Consider the following 21,697-nt stretch of genomic DNA (forward strand, 5'->3'; position numbering starts at 1 on the left):
AACTATCAACGTAAGGGGACCACCCCGGGTTCCACCGCCGCACCGTGGGGTGCCCGGGCCGGGGGAGCCGGCCCGGGCACGGACGTCAGGAGGCGGTGTGCCGGTCCGCGTTGGCGAGGATCGCCTCGCGCAGGTGTTCGGCGAGGCCGGGACGCATGGCGTCGTAGAACGCCTTGAAGCGCTCGTCGGAGACGTACATCTCCGCGAAGCACCGGTGCATCTCGTAGGGGACCTCGAAGTAGTACCGGCCGATGTGCCGCCGGTGTTCCTCGGCCAGGTCCATGGCCGCCTCGCCGGCCGGCCGCTCGCCGGCGGCGACCAGGGCGGCGTACCGCTCGCCCCAGTCGTCCACCTCGGCCTGGATGCGCTTCCAGTCCTCCTTGGTGTACGTCGCGGCGCGGCGGCGTGACTCGGCGTACGCCTCGGTGCCGCCCCAGCGCTGCTCGGCCTCCTCGGCGTACCGCTCGGGGTCCTTGTCCCCGAAGACCTCGAACCGTTCCTCCGGCGTCAGGTCGATACCCATCGTGCGTGCCTCCAAGGCGTGCTCCACGGCCGCGGCCATCTTCTGCAGCTTCTCGATCCGGGCGCTCAGCAGGTCGTACTGGCGGCGCAGGTGTGTGCGCGGGTCCGCGTCCGGGTCGTCGAGCAGGGCCGCGACCTCGTCGAGCGGGAAGCCGAGCTCGCGGTAGAACAGGATCTGCTGGAGCCGGTCGAGGTCGGTGTCGCCGTAGCGCCGGTGGCCGGCGTACGTCCGCTCGCTGGGCACGAGCAGGCCGATCTCGTCGTAGTGGTGCAGGGTGCGCACCGTGACGCCGGCGAACCCCGCGACCTGTCCCACGGAGTAGCTCACTTTCCGCTCCTTGTCGTCGGTACGCCCCACGCTGCGGCCTCACGTCGCGTGAGGTGCAAGCCGACAGCACGTCATGGAGGCTGCGATTCCGGATGTTGCGGGTGTTTCGTCCGCTTATGGTGAGGCCGTGGCCCAGGAGACGACGCAGCAGGCGCCCCCGAGCGCTCCGACCGCCCCGGCACGGGCTCTGCTGCCGTTCATCCTGCCCGCCGCCCTCGTGGGCGTGGCCGCGAGCCTCGTCTTCGTCGGGGTGAGCACGGCCGGGGAGAAGCTCCAGCGCCTGCTGTGGGGGCCGCTGCCGGACGCCCTCGGTGTGGGCCGCTCCAGCGTGCTGTGGATGTTCGTCGTGCTCGTGGCGACCGGGATCGCCGTCGGGCTGGTGGTCTGGAAGGCGCCCGGCCACGCCGGCCCCGACCCGGCCACCGTCGGACTGGACGCGCCGGTGCTGCCGCCTGCCGTTCTGCCGGGCCTGGTGCTGGCCACCGCGCTCATGCTGGCCGGCGGCCCGAGCCTCGGCCCGGAGAACCCGGTCATCGCGGTCAACGTGAGCCTCGCCGCCTGGCTGGGGGCGCGCTTCCTGCCCCGGACACCGGGCGCGCTGTGGCCGGTGCTGGCGGAGGCGGCGACGATCGGCGCGCTGTTCGGCACGCCGGTGGCGGCGGCACTGGTGATCTCCGAGGCGCTGGCGGGGCAGCCGATGCCGGGCCGGCTGTGGGACAACGTGTTCGCGCCGCTGACCGCGGGCACGTGCGGGGCGATCACGACGGCCCTGGCGGCCCGTCCGACCTTCGACCTGAAACTGCCGCCCCTGAGCCACCCGCGCGCCGGCGACCTGCTGGCGGCCCTGGTGATCGCCTCGGTCGCCGCGCTGCTCGGCATGTGCGCCGTCCGTGCCTTCCCGTACGTCTGCGCCGCCTTCCGGCGGCTGCGGCACCCGATGCTCATGCTTCCGGCCGGCGGGGTGGTGCTGGGTGCCCTGGCGGCCGTGGGCGGCCAGCTGACGCTGTTCAAGGGCGTGACGCAGGTCGGCCAGCTGGCCCGCGACCCGGGGGGCTGGTCGGCGGGGCAGTTCGCCACCATGACGGTGGTGAAGCTGGCCGCGCTGCTCGTCGCGGCGTCCTGCGGCTTCCGGGGCGGCAGGATCTTCCCCGCGGTCTTCGTCGGCACCGCGCTGGGCCTGTGCGCCCACGCCCTGGTACCGGCCGTGCACCTCTCGGTGGGCGTGGCCACAGGCGTGCTGGGCATGCTCCTGGCGATCACCCGGCAGGGCTGGATGAGCCTGTTCACCGCCGCCGTCCTGGTCTCCTCTCCCGGGACCCTCGCCCTGCTGTGCGTCGCCTCGCTGCCGGCCTGGCTGCTGGTGACCGGCCGTCCGCAGATGCAGGTGCGGCAGGACGGGAGCCCGGTCCGATGACTCCCCCCACCCGACCCCCACTTCACCCCTGACACCCGTTCACCCGGAGGCACATCCCGATGGCGCTGCACAAAGGTCCCGACAAGCACGAGCGGCGGACGATGTCGGTCAACCCGTTCTTCGGGGAGGCCAACCCCGTCGGCGGCATGACCGAGGCCCCGCCCACGCACCGGCTCCCGGACGCCCCGATGTCCCCGTCCACGGCGTACCAGCTGGTGCACGACGAGCTGATGCTGGACGGCAACTCCCGGCTGAACCTGGCCACTTTCGTCACCACCTGGATGGAGCCGCAGGCCGGGGTGCTGATGGGCGAGTGCCGGGACAAGAACATGATCGACAAGGACGAGTACCCGCGCACGGCCGAACTGGAGCGGCGCTGCGTGGCGATGCTCGCGGACCTGTGGAACGCGCCGGACCCGTCGGCGGCCGTCGGCTGTTCGACGACCGGGTCGAGCGAGGCGTGCATGCTCGCCGGGATGGCGCTGAAGCGGCGCTGGGCGAAGCGGAACGCCGACCGCTATCCGGGCGCGCGGCCCAATCTGGTCATGGGCGTCAACGTCCAGGTGTGCTGGGAGAAGTTCTGCAACTTCTGGGAGGTGGAGGCCCGGCTGGTCCCGATGGAGGGCGACCGCTTCCACCTGGACCCGCAGGCGGCCGTCGAACTGTGCGACGAGAACACCATCGGGGTCGTCGGCATCCTGGGCTCGACCTTCGACGGCTCCTACGAGCCGGTCGCCGACCTGTGCGCGGCCCTGGACGCCCTCCAGGAGCGCACCGGGCTCGACATCCCGGTCCACGTGGACGGCGCGTCCGGCGGGATGGTGGCGCCCTTCCTGGACGAGGACCTGGTGTGGGACTTCCGCCTGCCGCGCGTGGCGTCGATCAACACCTCCGGGCACAAGTACGGGCTGGTGTACCCGGGCGTCGGCTGGGCGCTGTGGCGGGACAAGGAGGCACTGCCCGAGGAGCTGGTCTTCCGGGTGAACTACCTGGGCGGCGACATGCCGACCTTCGCGCTGAACTTCTCCCGGCCCGGCGCCCAGGTGGTGGCGCAGTACTACACGTTCCTGCGGCTGGGCCGGGAGGGTTACCGGGCGGTGCAGCAGTCGACGCGGGACGTGGCGACCTCGCTCGCCTCCCGGATCGAGGAGCTCGGTGACTTCCGGCTGCTCACGCGCGGGGACCAGCTCCCCGTGTTCGCGCTGACCACCGCCGAGCACGTCACCTCCTACGACGTCTTCGACGTCTCCCGGCGGCTGCGCGAGGGCGGCTGGCTGGTGCCCGCCTACACCTTCCCGGCCAACCGCGAGGACCTGTCCGTGCTGCGGATCGTGTGCCGCAACGGCTTCTCGCACGACCTCGCCGACCTGTTCCTGGACGACCTGGCCCGCCTGCTGCCGGATCTGCGCCGGCAGCCGCACCCCCTGACCCGCGACAAGGGGGCGGCCACCGGATTCCACCACTAGGACCCTCCGGTGGCGGGCCCAGGGCCTTTCGTCTGGATCAGGTCGTCGATCCGGACGAAAGGCCTCAGCGGCCCAGGCGCGCGAACGTCCGTACGGCCAGCGGGAAGAACACCGCCAGCAGGGCGAGCGGCCAGAGGACGGCCGGCCACAGGTGCCCCGGTGCGCCGCCGGGGCCGCCCAGCAGGTGCCGTACGGCCGTCGCGGTCTGGGACAGCGGGTTCCACTCGACGGCCGTGCCCAGCCAGTCGGGCATGGACGCGGGTACGGCGAAGGCGTTGGAGAGGAAGCCGGCCGGCCAGACGAGGATCTGCACGGCCTGCACCATCTCCGGGCGGCCGGCGAGCAGGGCGAGACAGATGCCGATCCAGAGCATCGCGAAACGGAGCAGCAGGAGCAGGCCGGCGGCGGCCGCGTAGGCACCGGGGCCGCCGTGCGCCCGCCAGCCCAGCGCGTACGACACCCCGGTCAGCAGGGCGAGCCCGACCGCGGACTGGAGCATGTCGGCGACCGACCGGCCCACGAGCACCGCGCCGTCCGTCATCGGGAGGGAACGGAAGCGGTCGATCACGCCCCGGTCGAGGTCCTGGGTGACCGCGAGCATGGTGCCCTCCAGACCGAAGGCCATGGTGAGCACGAGCATGCCCGGCACCAGGAAGTCGAGGTAGTCACCGGTCACCCCCCGGCCGCCGCCGACCAGGTAGCCGAACATCAGCAGCAGCATCACCGGGAAGACCAGTGCGACCAGCGGCTGACCGGGCCGCCGCACCCAGTGGGCGAGTTCGCGCCGGGTCATGGTCCAGGAATCGGTCAGGACGTGCGCGCTCACGCGGCCTCCTGCGCCCGGCCGTCCGCGCCGCCCTCCGCGTGCCGCTCCGCGTCGCCGGTGAGGTGCAGGAACACCTCGTCCAGGGTGGGGCGGCGCAGCACGATGTCCGCGGCCTCGACGCCGGCGGCCTCCAGGGCCCGTACGACCCCGGAGAGGGCGGCCATGCGGTCGGTGACCGGGGCGCTGAGCAGCCGGCGGTCGGCGTCGACGGTGACCCCGGGCAGGGGCAGTACGGCCACCGCGTCGGCCAGCCGGTCCGCGTCGCGCAGGACGACGTCGACGCGGTCCCCGCCGGTGAGGCTCTTGAGGTCCTCGGGGGTGCCGCCGGCGACGACCCGCCCCCGGTCCACGAAGGCGACGCGGTGGGCGAGCTGGTCGGCCTCCTCCAGGTACTGGGTGGTGAGCAGGACCGTCGTACCGCCGTCGACCAGGGAGCGGACGGAGGCCCACACCTCGGCCCGGCCGCGGGGGTCGAGGCCGGTGGTGGGCTCGTCCAGGATCAGCACGGCGGGGTCGGTGATCAGGGAGGCGGCCAGGTCCAGCCGGCGGCGCATGCCGCCGCTGTAGCGGGCGACCGGCCTCCGCCCGGTGCCGGTGAGGCCGAAGCGCTCCAGGAGTTCCGTGGCGCGCACGCGCGCGTGGCGGGCGCCGAGGTGGTGCAGGCGGGCGAACATCTCCAGGTTCTGCCGGCCGTCGAGCTGCTCGTCCAGGGCCGCGTGCTGGCCCAGCAGACCGATGCGCCGGCGGACCGCGCGGGCGTCGGCCGGCACGTCGTGCCCGGCGACCCGGACGCGCCCGCTGTCGGGTCTGAGCAGGGTGGACAGGATGCGGACCAGGGTGGTCTTGCCCGCGCCGTTCGGGCCGAGCACCGCGTGCACGGTGCCGCGCGTGACGTGCAGGTCGAGCCCGTCCAGGGCGGGTCTGCCGCCGTAGGTCTTGCGTACGCCCTCGACCGTGATCGCCGTGTCGGCCATGCCGCTCCCTCGGTTAGTCAAGTTTGACTAGTAGCTCGGAAGGTAACGCCGGGACGAGTTATTAGTCAAACTTGATTAGGTCGACTGTCTGCTCAGCGGTCGTCCTCCGGATGCCGCTCCGCTGTCGCGTACGGGTTCTCCTGCCCCTCGGCGAGCACGCCCACGAACGGCTCGCCCTCCCCCGCGAAGGTGTACGCGCCCGCCTCCAGACGGTCGATGAGCCCCTGGGTCCAGGCCGCGTCGGAGTCGGCCGTGTGGACCCAGAGGTTCATGATCTCCCCGATGTGGCCGAGCTGCGCCGGACCGTCCTCGGGGACGTAGTGCTCGGTGACGGCTGTGCGCCAACGGACGATCCGGCGGATCCGTTCCCGCAGCAGCTCAAGGGCCTCCGCGCGGGGCAGTTCGACCAGGAAGCCGATCGCCGCGGACTGGATGTCCATCTTCTGGTCGTAGGAGACCAGGGACTCGCGCAGCAGCCGGAAGAACTCGTCCTCGCCCGGCTCCGTGATCTCGTACTCCACCCGCGGCGGCCCGCCGGCCGTGGACGGCGCGATCTCGTGCGCGTGCAGCAGCCCCTGCTTGGCCATCTGCTTCAGGGCGTGGTAGATCGATCCCGGCTTGGCGTTGGACCACTCGTGCGCGCCCCAGTACTCCAGGTCGTTGCGGACCTGGTAGCCGTGGGCCCGCCCGTGCTGGCGGACCGCGCCCAGCACGAGAAGACGGATCGCTGACATGAGGTCCAGGTTAGGACCCCGCGATCACCCCCAGGAGCCGCCCCGCTCCTGCGCCACGAGCTCGAAGGCCGTCTTCCCGTCCAGGGACTCGCGGATGATGTCGGCGTGGCCGGCGTGCCGGGCCGTCTCCCGGATCAGGTGCAGACACAGCCAGCGCAGCGACACACGGCCCTCCGGCGGGAACCAGGGGTCGGGCGGCAGCGGGAAGGTGTCGTCCAGGCTGGGCGCCGAGCGGATGAACTTCTCCGTCTCGGCGGCCACCTGCTCCCAGTACGCCAGCTGCGAGGCCACCGTCTCGTCTTCGGCCAGCCGGAAGGTCTCGTGCCAGTTCGACTGGTCGCGCCGCACCGCCGGCGGCTCCTGCTTCGCCCGTGCGATCCAGCTCTGCTCCACCTCGGCGACGTGCTTGAGCAGACCGCCCAGGGACAGCTCGCTGACGCTGGGGCGTGTACGGGCCTGCTCCTCGGTCAGCCCGAGCAGTGCCCGGCGGATGCCTCCGCGCTGTTCCTCGATGAACGCGAGCAGCGCCCCGCGCTCGTCGCCGTCCGTCTCCGCCGCAACGTGCGTGACCATGGCGTGCCGCCTTTCGTCGGACCGGTGCCGGGGCCGTTCCCCCGACACCGACGACGCTACGGGCCCTTGCGGTCAGGTGCTGTCCGCAAGGGGCCGCGCGCGGTAAGGACGCCGGAAAGGCGTGGCGCAGGACGACAGGGGCGCAGGACGACAGGGGCGCGGAACGACGAGGGGCGCGGTCAGAACGGGAACGCGCTGCGCCCGTGCTGCACCGAGATCCACTTCACCGTGGTGAACGCCTCCAGCGTGGTCTCGCCGTTGAGACGGCCGAGACCGGAGTGCTTCTCCCCGCCGAAGGGCACGATCGGCTCGTCGTGGACCGTGCCGTCGTTCACATGGAACATGCCGGTGTCGATCCGCTTGGCGAAGGCCACGCCCCGCTCGACGTCGGCCGTGTGGACGGCGCCGCTCAGACCGTACGGGGTGTCGTTGACGATCCGGACCGCCTCCTCCTCCCCCTCGAACGGGACCAGGAAGACGACCGGGCCGAAGACCTCCTGCCTGAGCAGCGGGGAGCCGGCGGGCACGCCGGTCAGCACGGTCGGCCCGACCAGGTTGTTGGTGGCGGTGCCGCGCACCAGGGCGGTGGCGCCCTCGGCGAGCGCCTGCTCCACGGTGCCCGAGACGGCGTTGGCCTGCGCGGTGTTGATCACCGGCCCGATCACGGTCTCCGGGTCGCGCGGGTCGCCGACCTTGAGGGTGCGCACCTTGGCGACGAACTTCTCGGTGAACTCCTCGGCCACGGACGCGTCCACGAGGACCCGGTTGGCGGCCATGCAGACCTGGCCCTGGTGCACGAACCGGCTGAAGACGGCCGCGTCCACCGCGTAGTCGATGTCGGCGTCGTCCAGCACCACCAGAGCGCTGTTGCCGCCCAGTTCGAGCACCGCGCGCTTGAAGTGCCGGGCGCAGACGGTGGCGACGTGCCGGCCGACCTTGTCCGAACCGGTGAAGGAGATGACCTTCGGGACGGGGTGCTCCAGGAACGCGTCACCGATCTCGGCGATGTCGGTGACGACGACGTTGAGCAGGCCGCCGGGCAACCCGGCGTCCTCGAAGATCTTCGCGAGGAGGGTGCCGCCGGCGATCGGGGTGTTCTGGTGCGGCTTGAGCACCACGGCGTTGCCGAGCGCGAGGGCCGGCGCGACCGACTTCAGCGACAGCAGGAACGGGAAGTTGAAGGGGCTGATGACGCCCACGACGCCGACCGGCACCCGGTAGACACGGTTCTCCTTGCCCTCGGTCGGGGAGGGCAGGATCCGGCCCTCGGGGCGCAGCGCGAGGTGGACCGACTCGCGCAGGAACTCCTTGGCGAGGTGCAGCTCGAAGCCGGCCTTGACGCGCGTGCCGCCCAGCTCCGCGATGATCAGGTCGGCTATCTCCTGTTCGCGGTCCTCTATCAGCCTCAGGGCCCGCTCGAAGACCGCGCGCCGGGTGTAGGGGTTGGTCTCGGCCCACTTGCGCTGGGCGCGGGCGGCGGCCTGGTAGGCCTCGTCCACCTCGTCGACCGTGGCCACCGTGATCGAGGCCAGCTTCTCGTCGTCGTAGGGGTTGAAGTCGATGACGTCCCAGGAGCCGGTGCCCGGCCGCCACTCGCCGTCGATGTACTGCCGGGCCAGGTCGGTGAAGTAGGACGACATGTGATCCCTCAATCGCTAGCGGCCACAGATCCGCGCCGGGGCTGATCGAGCGTCATCCTACTTGCGAGTCACCGGAGTTGGGGCTCGTCAGGACAGTTGCAGCAGACCGCGCAGGACGTCGCGGCTCTCGTCCGGGCCGGGGCTGTCCTGCTGGAGTTCCTTCAGGGCCTGCTCGTACTGGGCGACGTCCTCGCGCTTGTCCAGGTAGAGGGCGCTGGTGAGCTGCTCCAGGTAGACCACGTCGGACAGGTCGGACTCGGGGAAGCTGAGGATGGTGAACGCGCCGCTCTCGCCGGCGTGCCCGCCGAAGCTGAACGGCATGACCTGGAGCCGTACGTTGGGCCGCTCGGAGACGTCGATCAGGTGCTGGAGCTGGCCGCGCATCACCTCGCGGTCCCCGTAGGGGCGGCGCAGGGCGGCCTCGTCCAGGACGATGTGGAACTCGGGGGCGTTGTCGGCGAGCAGGTACTTCTGCCGCTCCAGGCGCAGCGCGACCCGGCGTTCGACGTCGGCGACGCTCGCGCCCCGCATGCCGCGCCGGACCACCGCGCGGGCGTACTCCTCGGTCTGCAGCAGACCGTGCACGAACTGCACCTCGTAGGCGCGGATCAGGGAGGCGGCGCCCTCCAGGCCCACGTAGGTGGGGAACCAGCTGGGCAGGACGTCGGTGTAGCTGTGCCACCAGCCCGCCACGTTGGCCTCCCGGGCAAGGGAGAGCAGCGACTCGCGCTCCGCCTCGTCCGTGATGCCGTACAGCGTCAGCAGGTCCTCGACGTCCCTCGTCTTGAAGCTCACCCGGCCCAGCTCCATCCGGCTGATCTTCGACTCCGAGGCGCGGATCGAGTACCCCGCCGCCTCACGCGTGATCCCCCGCGCTTCCCGCAGTCGCCTGAGTTGCGAGCCGAGCAGCATCCGCCGCACCACCGATCCGGGCTCTCCCGCGCTCACTTTCGCCAGCCTCCCCAACCGTCTTCAGGGGCCGAAGTCTGCCACTAAAACACTTCGAGCAGTACTCGTCCGGTTACGGAAACGGAAAGAGCCCGCCCATTTCCACCCGGGGCGGACCGGTCAGAGGTCCGGACCTCTGGCGGGAACGGCGTGAAGATGGCAGAAAAAATGGCCAAGAAGCGGTACGGGCAGTGTCATTTCGGTCGCGTGCACGTGCATCTGCCCTTGCATCTGTTGTGCGCATCCGAAACCATGGTGCCGCGCCACCGCTGCATCGCAACGACCGCGAATTCCCGGGAGTGCCTCGCATGGGGACGAATGGATCGACCATGCTCAAGCCGTTACGGCAGGGCCTTCCGCCGCTGGATCCCGCGGCCGTGTCCGATGCCGCCTCCTGCGCCCTTCCCGCCCGGTTCGAGGCGGTGCGCGAGGCCCGGCGCTTCACCCGGTGCACCCTGGAGCAGTGGGACGTCGGTGACCGCTTCGACGACATCTGCCTCGTCGTCTCCGAGCTGGTCACCAACGCGCTGCGCCACGCGGTACCGGCCGCGCCGCGCGGGGGCGAGGCGCACCCGTCCGTACGGCTGCACCTGATGCGCTGGACCGAGCGGCTGGTGTGCGCGGTGCGCGACCCGAGCCACGAGAGCCCGGCCCCGCGGGACTCGGACGACTTCTCGGCCGAGTCGGGCCGCGGCCTGTTCCTGGTCGACTCCTTCGCCGACAGCTGGGGCTGGCACCCGCTCGCGGGCACGCTCGACGGCAAGGTGGTCTGGGCGCTGTTCCGGCTGCACACGGCCGGCTGATCCGGCAGGGCACGGGCGGGCGCGCCGGTTCTACGCGCGTCCACCGGTCCGCGTCGGCTCGCCCCGCCGACATCGTTGCCACCGGCGCGGCGAGAGCGGAGCGACGGCGTCAGCTCGCGATCAGATGGTCGAACTCGCCGTCCTTGACGCCCAGGAGCATGGCCTCGATCTCCGCGCGCGTGTAGACGAGCGCCGGCCCGTCCGGGAAGCGCGAGTTGCGTACGGCGACGTCGCCGCCCGGCAGCCGCGCGAACTCCACGCAGGACCCCTGCGAATTGCTGTGCCTGCTCTTCTGCCAGGCCACTCCGTCCAGCTGCGTGGCAGCCATGCCGTTGTACACGTCGTACCCCCCGTACACGCCGTCAACGTCGCGGTCCACAGGTCGCTCCCCGAGTGGTGCACTGGCTGGTGAGGCCATAGATGCTGTATTCAACTGACCCGGATCATAGCTCTGTTCACGTGCAGGTGCATGAGCAAATGCACGTGCACGGGGAGTGGTGCCACGGTTACAGCCTTGACGCCCGTTTTACCGAAGCCGCTCCAGCGCCTGCCCCAGAGCGGGCAGGACATGCCCTCTCCAGCCCCCGCCCATGATCTTGCGCGCCATCAGCTGGGCGGGGTCGTCCGGATCGAACCCCTCGTGCACTAGGAAGAGACGCGTACCGCGCCCCTCGTGTTCCAGTGTCCAGGTGATCGTCCAGTCGGCCGGGTTGGCCGGATCGGCATCCGCCCAGCGGAGGGACAGCATCCGCTCGGTGTCGTAGGCCAGCACCTCCACCTCTACGACGCCCGAGAAGCGGGCGTTGGGACGGGGGACGGAGGTCATCCGGTACCGGTGGCCGACCCGGAGCCGGAAGTCCTCGGCGCCGGGCATCTGCCAGCGGGCCAGCAGGCCGGGGTCGGTCAGGGCTCGCCAGACCTTGGCGGGGGGATGCGGGAAGAACTGGTCGACGCGGATCGTGGTCAGGTCGTCCGCGCCGGGTCCGGGGGCTGAGCTCATGACCGCTCATCGTCGGGCATGCGGTCGAGGAGATCACCGAGGCCCTTCAGCCTCTCGCGCCAGAACCGCTCGTACGGATGGAGCCAGTCCTGCACATCGGCGAGCGGCGCCGCCTCCAGGCGGTAGAGACGCTGCCGTCCGGAACGCCGCTCGGAGACGAGGCCGGCCTCCCTGAGCACCTTGAGGTGTTCCGACAGGCTCGGGCGGCGCATGTCGAAGTGGTCGGCCAGGGCCTGTACGGGCTGCGGCCCGCGCTCGCGCAGCAACCGCAGCACCTCGCGCCGGGTGGCGTTGGCGAGCGCGGCGAAGACGCGGTCCTCGGCGGCGGTACCCGTCCCGTTCATCGAGCGGTCAGAAGCCTTCCTTCTCCGTCAGCAGCAGCAGACCGTTGCCGTCGGGGTCGGTGAAGGAGGCCATCCGCCCCCAGGGGACGTCGTCCGGCCCCCGCACCTGGGCGCCCGCCGCGACCAGCCGGGCGCAGTCGGCGTCGACATCGGTCGTGACCAACATGATCCCCCGCGCGGAACCGGGCTCGAAACCGCCCATGCCGGGCCCCGAGAGCGTGAAGACGGTCTGGGCGCCCTCGGGCGCCACCTGGAGCCAGCGGCCCTGGGGCATCTCCCGGTCGACGGTGACCTCGAAGCCGAGGACGTCGCGGTAGAAGCGCAGCGCGCGGTCCTGGTCGGCGACGGGGAGCGTGACGAAAGAGGCGTGCGTGATGCTCATGCCGCCGACAATAGGTAGGCAGTTCCCTACCAGTCAAGCGTAGGGATTCTCCTACCTGTCCGGCGTCCGGTGCCCTGCGCCCGGCAGTGCGCCGCCTTGACGCGCGCCCACCGGGGATACCGCCCCGCGTACGGAAGTCCCTCCGCCGGCTGCTGGTAGCTTGCGCTGCGGGCCGTCCGGCGAGGGCGGCCGGCCGCTATCGCTGAGGGAGCTTCCGGTGACTACTGCGACTGCGAGGGTGCGGGCGACCGCGCGAGGGCGGGGCGTGGCCCTGGCCGCCGGGCTGGCGGGCGCGCTGGCGCTCACGGCGTGCGGCGGCGGTTCCGGGGGCGGCGAGGACACCTCGGCGTCACCCTCGAAGAGCGCGACCGCGGCCCCGTCGCCGGACGCGGACTCCCCCACGGGTGGCTCCGCCAAGCTCCAGGGCAGCTGGATCACCACCGCCGGCGGCAAGATCGTGGCCCTGGTCGTCACCGGGAAGAAGGCCGGGATCTTCGCGACCGGCGGGACCATGTGCAGTGGGACGGCGGGCGCCGAGAACGGCATGCAGATGATCCACCTGACGTGCGCCGGCGGGGACGAGGGGCGCACCACCGGCATGGTCGACTCGGTCGACGGCACGACGCTCAAGGTGACCTGGTCGGGCAAGGCCGGCCAGGAGACGTACACCAAGGCGGAGGGCGGGAAGCTGCCGTCGGGACTGCCGACGGCGCCGGTGCGGCAGTGAGGACGCTTTCTCCGCGCCCGAAGCCGCCGAGCACCATCTGAAGTGGTGAATCGGGCCGGGGTGCGTGATGGCGTCCCGGTCGCAGGGGCCATGATGCGGGGGAGACCGTCACCACCTCGATGGGAACCTGCTCATGCGCGCCATTCCGCTCACCGTCACCGCTCTCACCGCCGCTCTGCTGCTGACCGCCTGCAACGACGGCGGTGGCGAGAAGAACGGCAAGAGCGGCTCCGCCTGCGAGATCGGCGGGGTCTCGTTGCAGATCGGGGCGGCGAGCGTGGCCCCGGCCGCCGGGGACACCGGCGAGATCCCGGTCAGCATCACCAATCAGAGCACTCCCTGCACCCTGGACGACTTCCCGGCGGTCGCGCTGAACGGCGGCGGCACCACGACCCGGGTACCCGTACTGAAGGGCGCGAAGGCCCAGAAGCTGAAGCTGGCCAAGGGTGACTCGGCGTCCTTCTCGATCAGCTACGTACGCGGGGCGGAGGGCACCAAGAACGCCCTGGCCGCGCAGACCGTGAAGATCACCCTGCCCGGCTCGGACACCGGCCGGACCTTCCCGTGGAAGTACGGCCCGGTCGCGGCCAAGTCCTCCGGAACCGCCCCGGACGCCTCCGTGAGCGCCTTCCAGCAGGTGGGCGACTGAGGAACGAGGGCTCGCGGCGGCGACTGGCCTGGCGGGCGTGAGAACAAGTCGGCGACCGGGCGGGACGGTGACCGGGTCTGTGGGCACGGGCGCGGGCCGGCGACCGGGCCGGGAGGCGCGAACACGGGCCGGCGACCGGGCCGCGGGGCACGCGCGCGGGTCGGTCACCGAGCGTGGCGGTGAACGAGTGGGCGGCGGTGACCGCGCGGGGCGGTACAGGAGCGGGGCCGGGCGACCGGACGTCGCTTGCCGCTTCGGGTGAGCGCTCGGCGACCAGGTGGGTCGGCAGAGGCAACGCCGGTGATCCAGGCGCGTGGTGAACGGCCGTCACCCCAGGCGCGGGCGGGATCCGACCTGGGCCCGGTCCGCCGCGCGTGCGCCCTCCGTCCAGCCCGCCGCGTCGCTGACCCCCCGCAGCCGGGTCGTCGTGGTCTGCGGGAACATCCGCTCCAGCCGGCCGGTCACGGCCGTCTCGCGTGTGGCCAGCACCGGCAGCAGGTCCTGGGTCACCTGGGTCTCGGCGGCAGCCGCGAGCCGGTCGCCCACGCGGTGCGCGTAGGCCGCCAGGAACGACTGCCGGAAGGTCTTCGTCCGCTTGCGCCCGCCGGCTCTCTGGGCGGCCTCCGCCTTCGTCATCGCGTGCGTGGCCTGCACCAGCAGCGAGGTGTAGAGCAGCTCGACCGCCTCCAGGTCCGCCTCGAAGCCGACGACCGTGGAGAAGCCGAACGGTTCGTTCCACACCGCGCGGCAGTGGTTCGCCGTGGCCACCGCGTCCAGCAGGACCGCCTTGGCCTGTTCGTACGGAGGCTCCACCCCGATACGGCAGGCGCCGGGCGCGTCCGGCGCGGGCGCCTCGGCGGCGAGCAGCGCCTCGTCGACGCTGTACCTGGCCATCAGCTCCTGCGCCTTGGCGCTGAGCGCCTCGGCCTCCTCCGGATAGCCGGTTGCCTCAGCCTTGGCGAGCAGCGCGCGGATGCGGGTGAGCGTGCGGGAGGCGCCCGGACCGGGGGTGCGCCGGGGCTCCTCGTCCAGGGGCTCCAGGGCGGGCAGGCGCAGCAGCAGGCGGTACAGCTCGAGGGCCGCCGTGGCGTGCGAGAAGCGGTCGGTGGTGCGTTCGGGTCCGGCGGGCAGCGCCGCGAGCTGGTCGGCCCAGCGGCGCCCGCGCGGGCGGTCCCGCCCGGCCTGCGCCCGGATCAGCGCGGCGGCCGGCCCGACGTGCGCGTCGCCCAGCTCGCGCCGGACCAGGCGTATGAGGTCGGCGGGCTGCCAGCCGCGCTGCCAGGCCCCGGCCACGAAGTCCTCGCCGCGCCGCGTGAGTTCGGCGTCGGCGCCCGGGTCGGCGGCGAGCAGGGAGGCGCCCGTGTCGAGGCCGGTGTCGGTGTCGTCGTAGAGGGCGGCCCGGAAGGCCCGTTCGACGGTGGTGGCGGTGCTGGTCACGCTGTCGATCGTGCCATGCCATGCCGACAGCGCACGATCGTTGTCCACACCCTGTGGATGAAGGTTTCGATGGATGGAGGCGAGGCGGCCCGGAAAGGTGACGAGGGAGTGTCAACCATCGGTTGACGCTAGGCGGAGCGCAACCTACGGTTGACACTATGGCGACCAACCCGAACATCACGGCATCCGTACGCCTCGACGACCTCATCCAGGCGATCAAGAAGGCCCACAGCGAACCCCTCGACCAGCTCCAGGACGCGGTGATCGCCGCCGATCACCTCGACGACGTGGCCGACCACCTGATCGGGCACTTCGTCGACCAGGCCCGCCGCTCGGGCGCTTCCTGGACCGACATCGGACGCAGCATGGGCGTGACCCGGCAGGCGGCGCAGAAGCGGTTCGTGCCCAAGGAGTCCACCGACCTGGACCCCAGCCAGGGCTTCAGCCGCTACACCCCACGCGCGCGGAACGTGGTCATGGCCGCGCACAACGAGGCGGTGGCCGCCCGCAACGCCGAGGGCCGCCCCGAACACCTGCTCCTCGGGCTCCTGGCCGAGCCGGAGGGGCTGGCCGCGAAGGCGATCACCGCGCAGGGCGTCCCCCTGGACGCCGTACGCCAGGCCGCGACCGCCGCGCTCCCGCCCGCCGCGGATGACGCGCCCGACCTCGTCCCCTACGGCCCCGAGGCCAAGAAGGCCCTGGAACTCACCTTCCGCGAAGCCCTCCGGCTCGGCCACAACTACATCGGCACCGAGCACCTCCTGCTCGCCCTGCTGGAGCACGAGAACGGCCAGGGGGTCCTCAGCGACCTCGGCATCTCCAAGGCGGGCACCGAGGAGTACGTCGGCAAGGCGCTCTCGCTGCTGTCGGAGCGGAAGGAAGCGGCAGCGGAGGCGGCGGCCGGGGCCCCGGAACCGGGCCAGGACTGAAACCGGCCGGATCCGCGGGCCGAAGCCGTTGTCAGACCCCCCTGCCACACTCGCAGTCATGACCGACCGGTGGGCGCTCGCACCGGCCGAGGACGGAGGCGTGGACGTCGCCCCCCTCGGCCCGGACGGGCTGCCCGCCGGACCGGTGCGGCGGGAGAGCGATCTCGCCGCCGCGGTGCGGAGCCGCCCGGAGGTGACGCGCTGGGTGTGGCGGTCGACCCCCGAGGTCTACCCGCGACTGCTCGCCACGGGGGTGCGAGTGGAGCGGTGCTACGACATCGAGGACGCCGAGACCCTCCTGCTCGGCCACGAGGGGCGGTACGGCGAGCCACGCTCGGCCGCCGCCGCCCTGGCCCGCCTCCGCGGCGGCCCTGTCCCGCCCGATCCGCCGCAGCGGGCGGCCGATCCGAGCGCCCAGTCCCCGCTCTTCGAACCCGTCGGCAGCCACCTGCCCCTGCCGGACCTGCTCGAGGTCTACGCCGACCAGGTGCGGCGGCACGAGAAGACCGCTCATCCCGGCCGCATGAGGCTGCTGACCGCCGCCGAGTCGGCCGGGACGCTGGTAGCCGCCGAGATGAACCACGCGGGCCTGCCCTGGAGCGCCGAGGTCCACCGCGAACTGCTGCGCGACCTGCTCGGCGAGCGGTACGCGGGCGGCGGCGAGCCGCGCCGCCTCGCCGAGCTGGCCGACGAGGTGTCCGCCGCCTTCGGCCGCCGGGTGCGGCCCGATCTGCCCGCCGATGTCGTCAAGGCCTTCGCGCAGGCCGGGATCAAGGTGAAGTCCACCCGCCGCTGGGAGATCCAGTCCGTCGACCACCCGGCCGTCGAGCCCCTGCTGGAGTACAAGAAGCTGTACCGCATCTGGGTGGCCCACGGCTGGTCCTGGCTCCAGGACTGGGTGCGCGACGGCCGTTTCCGCCCCGAGTTCCTGGCCGGCGGCACGGTCACCGGGCGCTGGGTGACCAACGGCGGGGGCGCGCTGCAGATCCCCAAGGTGATCCGCCGGGCCGTCGTCGCCGACCCCGGCTGGCGGCTGGTGGTGGCCGACGCCGACCAGATGGAGCCGCGCGTGCTCGCCGCGATCTCCCGCGACCCCGGCCTGATGGAGGTGGCCGGCCGCGAGAGCGACCTCTACCAGTCCGTCTCCGACCGCGCCTTCTCCGGCGACCGGGACCAGGCCAAACTCGCCGTGCTCGGCGCGATCTACGGCCAGACCTCCGGGGACGGCCTGAAGAACCTCGCCGCGCTCCGCCGCCGCTTCCCCAAGGCCGTCGCCCACGTCGACGAGGCGGCCCGCGCGGGCGAGGAGGGCCGGCTGGTGCGCACCTGGCTGGGCCGCACCTGTCCCCCTGCCGTCCGGGCCGGCGAGGACACGGCGGAGGAGGCGGGCATCCCCGTGGGCGAGGAGGAACCCGAGGGCCAGACCGGCTGGGGCCCCGGCTACGCGTCGACCGACTCCCGCGCGCGGGGACGCTTCGCACGGAACTTCGTCGTCCAGGGCAGCGCCGCCGACTGGGCCCTGCTGCTGCTCGCCGCGCTGCGCCGGGCCTGCGCCGGGCTGAAGGCCGAACTGGTCTTCTTCCAGCACGACGAGGTCATCGTGCACTGCCCCGCCGAGGAGGCCGACACCGTCGTGCAGGCCGTCCGCGAGTCCGCCGCCCTCGCCGGCCGGCTGACCTTCGGCGACACACCCGTGCGGTTCCCGTTCACGACGGCGGTGGTCGAGTGCTACGCCGACGCCAAGTGAGGAGCGGTGTGACGCCTGGCGGGCCAGGCGGCCACAGCGGCTCATCCCGCGGCCGGGCCGCCGCTCAGCAACTCCCGCAGCTCCGCCAGGACCGCCTGCTCGTCGGTGCCGTCCAGCGCCTCGTGGGCCGCGCGCCAGGCGTCGTACGCCTCGGCCGGCCGCCCCCGCTCGCGCAGCAGGAAGCCGTGCTGGTGCAGGGCCAGCCCGCCCATGTACCGGTCGGCACGGGCGTCGGCCCGGCGCAGCAGCTCGGCGCACTCGTCCGCCGCCCGCTCGGCCTGCCCCAGCCGCCGCAGCGCGCGGACCAGGCCGAGCCGGGTCTGGGACTCGCCGTGCCAGTCGCCGTGACCGCCGAGGATGCGCAGGCTCTCCTCGAAGTGCCGGGCGGCGGCGGCCGGTTCGCCGAGCGTCAGATGGGCGTAGCCGATGTTGCAGTGCGCCGAGTGCTGCACGATGACGGCGCCGATCTCGTCCCCGATGGCCAGCGAACGCTGGTGCTGTTCGATGGCGGCGCGCGGGTCGGTGTGTTCGTAGAGGTTGCCCAGGTGGCTGCGGGTGACGGCCTCGCCGTAAGGGTCGTTCAGCAGCCGCGAGTAGGCCAGGCTCTGCCGCAGCGCCTCCCCCGACTCCGCGAACCGCCCCAGCCCCTCCAGCAGCAGTCCGCGGTTGTTCAGGCAGCGCCGGATCCTGGAGGCCGTGCCCAGCCGCTCCCAGATCTCCAGGGCCTGCTCGGTCAGGGCGAGGGCGTCGTTCTGCCGGCCGGTCAGGAAGTGCAGGCCCGCGAGGTCGCCCAGCGCGTACGCCTCGGCCTCCGGGTCCCGCAGCCGCCGCGCGGCGCCCAGTGCGGCCCGCCCCAGCACCTCCATCTCGGCGACCCGGCCGCTGCGCTGCACATAGGGGAAGAGGAGCCGTACGAGCGCCGAGAGATGGGCGGCCGTGCGCGGATCCTCGGTGTCCGCGTTGCGTGCCACCAGGGTGACGACGTTCTCCAGCTCCAGCTCGCCCCAGGCGAAGGCCTCCTCGGCCGACTCGAACGCCGCCAGCGCCGCCACGTCCGCCGCGTGCCCCGCCGGCTGCGCGGAGGTCGGCCGCCGCCGGTCGTCCTGATCGAGCCCCGGCTCCACGACCGCCGACAGCACCCGCTCGGCCATGGCGGCGTACCAGCGCAGGGCGGCCAGATCGGGGGCGACGGGGGTGGGTCCGCGGTGGGATGCGGGATCGGCGACGGCGGGGGCCGGACCCTGGTTGGGCGTGCCCTCGGGGCCGGCGGAGGCGAAGCCCGGGCCGGGCGTGCGGGCCGGGGCGGTGGGGGCGGACTCCGGACCAGGCGTGTGGGACGGGGCGGCGGGGACGGACTGCGGACCGAACGTGCGGGTCGGGCCGGACGTGCGCTCAGGCGCGGGAGGGGCGGACTCCGGGCCGGACGTGCGCCCGGGGACGGCCGGGGTGGAGTCGGAGCCGAACGTGCGGGCCGGGTCGGCGGGGTCGGAGGTCTCGGCGGCGTAATCGGCCTCGGTGGTGCCGGCGGCGCCAGCGGCCTCTGTTGAACCGGCGGCGCCATCGGCCTCGGTGGTGCCGGGAGTGCCGTTGTCGGCGGGGCGGGGGCTCTCCGTGGAGGGCTCGGTTCCGGCAGGTGCGGGAGTCCGCCCGAATCCGTCAGGCCTTGCCTCGTCGGCGGCGGGGGGCACGGCGGGGTGCGGCAGGGCGTCGGCCAGTTCGCGGGCGAAGTCGCGGACCAGGTCGTGGGGCACGTAGCGGCCGTACGCCGTTTCCTCCAGGAGGGCGACGTCGACCAGGCGGTCCAGGGCGGCCTCGGCACGGCGCTCGTCCGTGCCGGTGAGGCATGCGATCAGCGGGGCACCGTAGGTGGGCAGGTCCAGCGCGCCGATGTGACGCAGGGCGAGGGCCGCGTCCCGGTCGGCCTCGCGCTCGGCGGCGGCGAGCGCGTCGTGGGCGACGGCCAGGGAGCGGCGGACGCTCAGGTCGTCGTACTCCAGGTGTCGCAACCGCCCGCCGGTCTCGGCGAGTTGGCCGGCCAGGACGTCCGGGGTCAGGGCCTGGCGGGCCGCGAGCCGGGCGGCGACCACGCGCAGCGCCAGCGGGAGCCGGCCGGTCAGCTCGACCAGCGCGTGCCCGGCGTCCAGTCCCGCGCGTCCGCTCACCGCGCGCAGCAGGGCCGCGCTGTCCTCGCCGGTCAGCGGGGAGAGCGGGAAGCGACGGGCGCCGTCGAGCGCGGTGAGCGGTGAGCGGCTGGTGACGATCACCGCGCAGCCGGGCCCGGCCGGCAGCAGGGGCCGCACCTGGGCCGCGTTCGCCGCGTCGTCCAGCACCAGCAGGATGCGCGCGGGTGCGAGCAGTGAGCGGAGCAACGCGGCGGCCGCATCGGGGTGTTCCGGGATGTTCCGGGGCTCGGCGCCGAGGTCGCGCAGCAGCGCGGAGAGCGCCTGCGTGGCGGTGAGCGGGGTCATGCCGGGGGTGGCGCCGTGCAGGTTGACGTAGAGCTGACCGTCGGTGAAACGTTCCCTCAGCTCGTGGGCCACGTGCAGGGCCAGCGCGCTCTTGCCGACCCCGGCCATACCGCTGACCACGGCGACGGCGGGGGCCTGGGCCGACGGCTCGGTCAGCGTGCGGCGCAGCTCGCGGCGCACGTCGGCACGGCCGGTGAAGTGGGCCGGCGGGGCGGGCAGCTGGGCCGGACGGGGCGTCTGCCGTGCGGAGGGTCCGTCGGCTTCCCGTGCGGACGCGGGGGCCGCGGAGGCCGCGGGGGGCGTGGAAGGTGACTCGGGGGCTGCTCGGGGGGCCGGGGACGCGGCACCGCCCATGGAGCCGCCCGCGGTACCAAAGGCGGTACCCGTGCCGGTGCCGGTAACCGTGCCGCTAGGGGTACCGGTGCGGTCGCCCTCGCCCTCGCCATCGCGGGGGCCGTCACCGTCGCCGTCGGCCGGGTCCCCCGACCGGCGCGGTTGCCCACTCTGCCCGGCCGGCAGCGGGGAGTCGCCGTACTCCGGGCCTCGCCGCCGTTCCCCACCGGTCCCCCGCAGCACCTCGACATGCGCCTCGCGCACCCCCGGGCCGGGTTCAATGCCGAGTTCCTCTACCAGGCGGGCACGCAGGTCACGGTGGACGGCGAGGGCCTCGGCCTGGCGGCCGGTGCGGTGCAGGGCGAGCATCAGCTGACGGTGGTACGCCTCGCGCAGCGGATGTTCGGCGACGAGGGCCGCCAGCTCGGGGACGAGCGCGGTCAAGCGGGCTCCGCCGAGGGCGAGTTCGGCGTCGTAGCGCAGCTCCAGCAGGAGCAGCCGTGCCTCGCTCAGGCGCTGCACGAGGGCGTAGCCGCCGATGTCGGCGGGGAGTCCGCTGAGCGGCGTGCCGCGCCACAGCGTGAGCGCGGAGACGCAGGCGCGTACGACGCCCGGCCAGTCGCGCAGGGCGTGCGCGGCGCGCGCCTCGGCGACGCGGGCGTCGAAGACGTGCACGTCCAACTCGCCGTGGTCGACCCGCAGCACATAACCCGGCGGTACGGCCCTGAGCCGTTCAGGGTCGTCGAGAAGCCGGCGCAACCGGGTGACGTGGTTGTGCAGGGAGGCCTGCGCGGAGACGGGGGGCGCGCCGCCCCACAGCGCGTCCTTCAGCGCCTCGACCGACACGACCCGGCCGGGTTCCAGCAGCAGCGCGGCGAGCAGGGCGCGGACCTTGGGGCTGCCGATGGCCCGGACGCCGTAGCCGGTGGCGTCGTGGCCGTCCTTCTCGTCGGGACGGTGGGAGGCGGAGGGACCGGAGGATTCGGACGCGGCACCGGTGGATGCGGCTCCGGCACCGAAGGATGCGGCTCCGGCTTCGGAGGATTCAGGTCCGGCACCGGAGGATTCGGGCCCGGTGCCGGCGGCTCCCGGTGAGGTGCCGGAGGTTCCCGGTGAGGTGCCGGAGGTTCCCGAGGACGTGCCAGGGGTTTCGGGAGGGGTGGCGGCGTAAGAGCCGTCGTACGACGTCCCGTACCGCGGACGGTCGTAGAGGACCGGCGGTCCCAGCAGTCCGAAGCGCAGCTCGCACCGCCGCATCACGCCGCTCCACTGCCTTCCCGCGCGGTCGGCCCGACCGCGCTCCGCCGCGGGTGTGTACCCGCCGTCGCCTGGCGGAATTCCGCCCTGTCCGCAGCGGTTTCCCGCCACCTTCGTCCTGTGGGCCGACCGCAGGACGACCCACCGGCCCTCCGCCGGTCCGGCAGCCGAAACCGTCCGCCCGAAGGGGCAGTTC

The 21,697-nt window shown here is 73.1% G+C and carries 20 protein-coding genes; 7 read left to right on the plus strand and 13 right to left on the minus strand.

Annotated elements, in window-relative coordinates; all coding sequences use genetic code 11:
* Positions 1–85 precede the first annotated feature (85 nt).
* Entirely contained in the window at positions 86–850 is a 765-nt protein-coding gene (locus LG395_RS04195) for a MerR family transcriptional regulator (RefSeq protein ID WP_225808494.1), read from the minus strand.
* Between the two features lie 127 nt (positions 851–977).
* Here LG395_RS04195 and LG395_RS04200 point away from each other — a divergent pair, with 127 nt between their 5' ends.
* Together LG395_RS04200 and gad are read left to right on the plus strand one after the other, a co-directional pair.
* Positions 978–2,264: an ion channel protein gene (locus tag LG395_RS04200; protein WP_225808495.1), complete on the plus strand. Its 1,287-nt coding sequence runs from the start codon at positions 978–980 to the stop codon at positions 2,262–2,264.
* 59 nt (positions 2,265–2,323) lie between these two features.
* Positions 2,324–3,730, plus strand: a complete 1,407-nt coding sequence (gad, locus tag LG395_RS04205; RefSeq protein WP_171154091.1) for a glutamate decarboxylase — start codon at positions 2,324–2,326, stop codon at positions 3,728–3,730.
* Between the two features lie 64 nt (positions 3,731–3,794).
* Here the strand turns inward: gad and LG395_RS04210 are convergent, their stop codons facing one another.
* From LG395_RS04210 to LG395_RS04235, 6 genes are all read right to left on the minus strand, one after another.
* Complete coding sequence (locus LG395_RS04210; protein ID WP_263982160.1) at positions 3,795–4,523, minus strand: ABC transporter permease; 729 nt, start codon at positions 4,521–4,523, stop codon at positions 3,795–3,797.
* Positions 4,524–4,552: 29 nt separating this feature from the next.
* Entirely contained in the window at positions 4,553–5,530 is a 978-nt protein-coding gene (locus LG395_RS04215; protein ID WP_225808497.1) for an ATP-binding cassette domain-containing protein, read from the minus strand.
* Positions 5,531–5,622: 92 nt separating this feature from the next.
* Entirely contained in the window at positions 5,623–6,264 is a 642-nt protein-coding gene (locus LG395_RS04220) for a PadR family transcriptional regulator (RefSeq protein ID WP_225808498.1), read from the minus strand.
* 24 nt (positions 6,265–6,288) lie between these two features.
* On the minus strand, positions 6,289–6,837 hold the full coding sequence (locus LG395_RS04225; protein WP_171154098.1) for a DinB family protein: 549 nt from the start codon (positions 6,835–6,837) through the stop codon (positions 6,289–6,291).
* 179 nt (positions 6,838–7,016) lie between these two features.
* Complete coding sequence (locus LG395_RS04230; RefSeq protein ID WP_171154100.1) at positions 7,017–8,477, minus strand: aldehyde dehydrogenase family protein; 1,461 nt, start codon at positions 8,475–8,477, stop codon at positions 7,017–7,019.
* 87 nt (positions 8,478–8,564) lie between these two features.
* Positions 8,565–9,401: a Sco1979 family transcriptional regulator gene (locus LG395_RS04235; protein WP_505016504.1), complete on the minus strand. Its 837-nt coding sequence runs from the start codon at positions 9,399–9,401 to the stop codon at positions 8,565–8,567.
* A 353-nt stretch (positions 9,402–9,754) separates the two neighbouring features.
* On the opposite strand from LG395_RS04235, the gene LG395_RS04240 reads away from it, so the two are divergent.
* Complete coding sequence (locus LG395_RS04240; RefSeq protein WP_171154103.1) at positions 9,755–10,228, plus strand: ATP-binding protein; 474 nt, start codon at positions 9,755–9,757, stop codon at positions 10,226–10,228.
* A 109-nt stretch (positions 10,229–10,337) separates the two neighbouring features.
* Here the strand turns inward: LG395_RS04240 and LG395_RS04245 are convergent, their stop codons facing one another.
* From LG395_RS04245 to LG395_RS04260, 4 genes are all read right to left on the minus strand, one after another.
* Positions 10,338–10,607 carry a DUF397 domain-containing protein gene (locus tag LG395_RS04245; protein ID WP_030781778.1) on the minus strand — a complete coding sequence of 90 codons (270 nt, stop codon included), beginning with the start codon at positions 10,605–10,607 and terminating at the stop codon, positions 10,338–10,340.
* A gap of 147 nt (positions 10,608–10,754) precedes the next feature.
* The gene (locus tag LG395_RS04250) at positions 10,755–11,228 is read right to left on the minus strand and encodes an SRPBCC family protein (RefSeq protein WP_171154105.1); all 474 of its coding nucleotides are present in this window, start codon (positions 11,226–11,228) and stop codon (positions 10,755–10,757) included.
* Positions 11,225–11,572, minus strand: a complete 348-nt coding sequence (locus tag LG395_RS04255; protein ID WP_171154106.1) for an ArsR/SmtB family transcription factor — start codon at positions 11,570–11,572, stop codon at positions 11,225–11,227. The genes LG395_RS04250 and LG395_RS04255 overlap by 4 nt, the downstream gene beginning before the upstream one ends.
* Positions 11,573–11,579: 7 nt before the next feature.
* Positions 11,580–11,954 (minus strand): VOC family protein, encoded by a 375-nt coding sequence (locus LG395_RS04260; protein ID WP_225808499.1) that lies wholly within the window; start codon positions 11,952–11,954, stop codon positions 11,580–11,582.
* Between the two features lie 217 nt (positions 11,955–12,171).
* On the opposite strand from LG395_RS04260, the gene LG395_RS04265 reads away from it, so the two are divergent.
* The gene (locus LG395_RS04265; RefSeq protein WP_372463204.1) at positions 12,172–12,681 is read left to right on the plus strand and encodes a hypothetical protein; all 510 of its coding nucleotides are present in this window, start codon (positions 12,172–12,174) and stop codon (positions 12,679–12,681) included.
* A gap of 133 nt (positions 12,682–12,814) precedes the next feature.
* On the plus strand, positions 12,815–13,330 hold the full coding sequence (locus LG395_RS04270) for a DUF4232 domain-containing protein (protein ID WP_225808500.1): 516 nt from the start codon (positions 12,815–12,817) through the stop codon (positions 13,328–13,330).
* A 327-nt stretch (positions 13,331–13,657) separates the two neighbouring features.
* Here LG395_RS04270 and LG395_RS04275 read toward each other — a convergent pair whose 3' ends face one another.
* Entirely contained in the window at positions 13,658–14,767 is a 1,110-nt protein-coding gene (locus LG395_RS04275; protein WP_225808501.1) for a DUF2786 domain-containing protein, read from the minus strand.
* Positions 14,768–14,925: 158 nt separating this feature from the next.
* Between LG395_RS04275 and LG395_RS04280 the strand changes: the two genes are divergently transcribed.
* Both LG395_RS04280 and LG395_RS04285 read left to right on the plus strand, forming a co-directional pair.
* Entirely contained in the window at positions 14,926–15,696 is a 771-nt protein-coding gene (locus tag LG395_RS04280; RefSeq protein ID WP_225808502.1) for a Clp protease N-terminal domain-containing protein, read from the plus strand.
* 58 nt (positions 15,697–15,754) lie between these two features.
* Complete coding sequence (locus tag LG395_RS04285) at positions 15,755–17,443, plus strand: bifunctional 3'-5' exonuclease/DNA polymerase (protein ID WP_171154115.1); 1,689 nt, start codon at positions 15,755–15,757, stop codon at positions 17,441–17,443.
* 41 nt (positions 17,444–17,484) lie between these two features.
* Here the strand turns inward: LG395_RS04285 and LG395_RS04290 are convergent, their stop codons facing one another.
* Positions 17,485–21,501: an AfsR/SARP family transcriptional regulator gene (locus tag LG395_RS04290; protein ID WP_225808503.1), complete on the minus strand. Its 4,017-nt coding sequence runs from the start codon at positions 21,499–21,501 to the stop codon at positions 17,485–17,487.
* Between the last annotated feature and the right edge of the window lie 196 nt (positions 21,502–21,697).

The organism is Streptomyces spinosus, assembly GCF_020400655.1.
GTDB classification, from domain to species: domain Bacteria; phylum Actinomycetota; class Actinomycetes; order Streptomycetales; family Streptomycetaceae; genus Streptomyces; species Streptomyces argyrophylli.

Excerpts from the sequence above, each read along its gene's own strand:
- gad (WP_171154091.1), top strand. The coding sequence starts at position 2,324 with ATGGCGCTGCACAAAGGTCCCGACAAGCACGAGCGGCGGACGATGTCG.
- LG395_RS04210 (WP_263982160.1), bottom strand. The coding sequence starts at position 4,523 with ATGACCCGGCGCGAACTCGCCCACTGGGTGCGGCGGCCCGGTCAGCCG.
- LG395_RS04215 (WP_225808497.1), bottom strand. The coding sequence starts at position 5,530 with ATGGCCGACACGGCGATCACGGTCGAGGGCGTACGCAAGACCTACGGC.
- LG395_RS04220 (WP_225808498.1), bottom strand. The coding sequence starts at position 6,264 with ATGTCAGCGATCCGTCTTCTCGTGCTGGGCGCGGTCCGCCAGCACGGG.
- LG395_RS04225 (WP_171154098.1), bottom strand. The coding sequence starts at position 6,837 with ATGGTCACGCACGTTGCGGCGGAGACGGACGGCGACGAGCGCGGGGCG.
- LG395_RS04230 (WP_171154100.1), bottom strand. The coding sequence starts at position 8,477 with ATGTCGTCCTACTTCACCGACCTGGCCCGGCAGTACATCGACGGCGAG.
- LG395_RS04240 (WP_171154103.1), top strand. The coding sequence starts at position 9,755 with ATGCTCAAGCCGTTACGGCAGGGCCTTCCGCCGCTGGATCCCGCGGCC.
- LG395_RS04250 (WP_171154105.1), bottom strand. The coding sequence starts at position 11,228 with ATGAGCTCAGCCCCCGGACCCGGCGCGGACGACCTGACCACGATCCGC.
- LG395_RS04255 (WP_171154106.1), bottom strand. The coding sequence starts at position 11,572 with ATGAACGGGACGGGTACCGCCGCCGAGGACCGCGTCTTCGCCGCGCTC.
- LG395_RS04260 (WP_225808499.1), bottom strand. The coding sequence starts at position 11,954 with ATGAGCATCACGCACGCCTCTTTCGTCACGCTCCCCGTCGCCGACCAG.
- LG395_RS04270 (WP_225808500.1), top strand. The coding sequence starts at position 12,815 with ATGCGCGCCATTCCGCTCACCGTCACCGCTCTCACCGCCGCTCTGCTG.
- LG395_RS04280 (WP_225808502.1), top strand. The coding sequence starts at position 14,926 with ATGGCGACCAACCCGAACATCACGGCATCCGTACGCCTCGACGACCTC.
- LG395_RS04285 (WP_171154115.1), top strand. The coding sequence starts at position 15,755 with ATGACCGACCGGTGGGCGCTCGCACCGGCCGAGGACGGAGGCGTGGAC.
- LG395_RS04290 (WP_225808503.1), bottom strand. The coding sequence starts at position 21,501 with ATGCGGCGGTGCGAGCTGCGCTTCGGACTGCTGGGACCGCCGGTCCTC.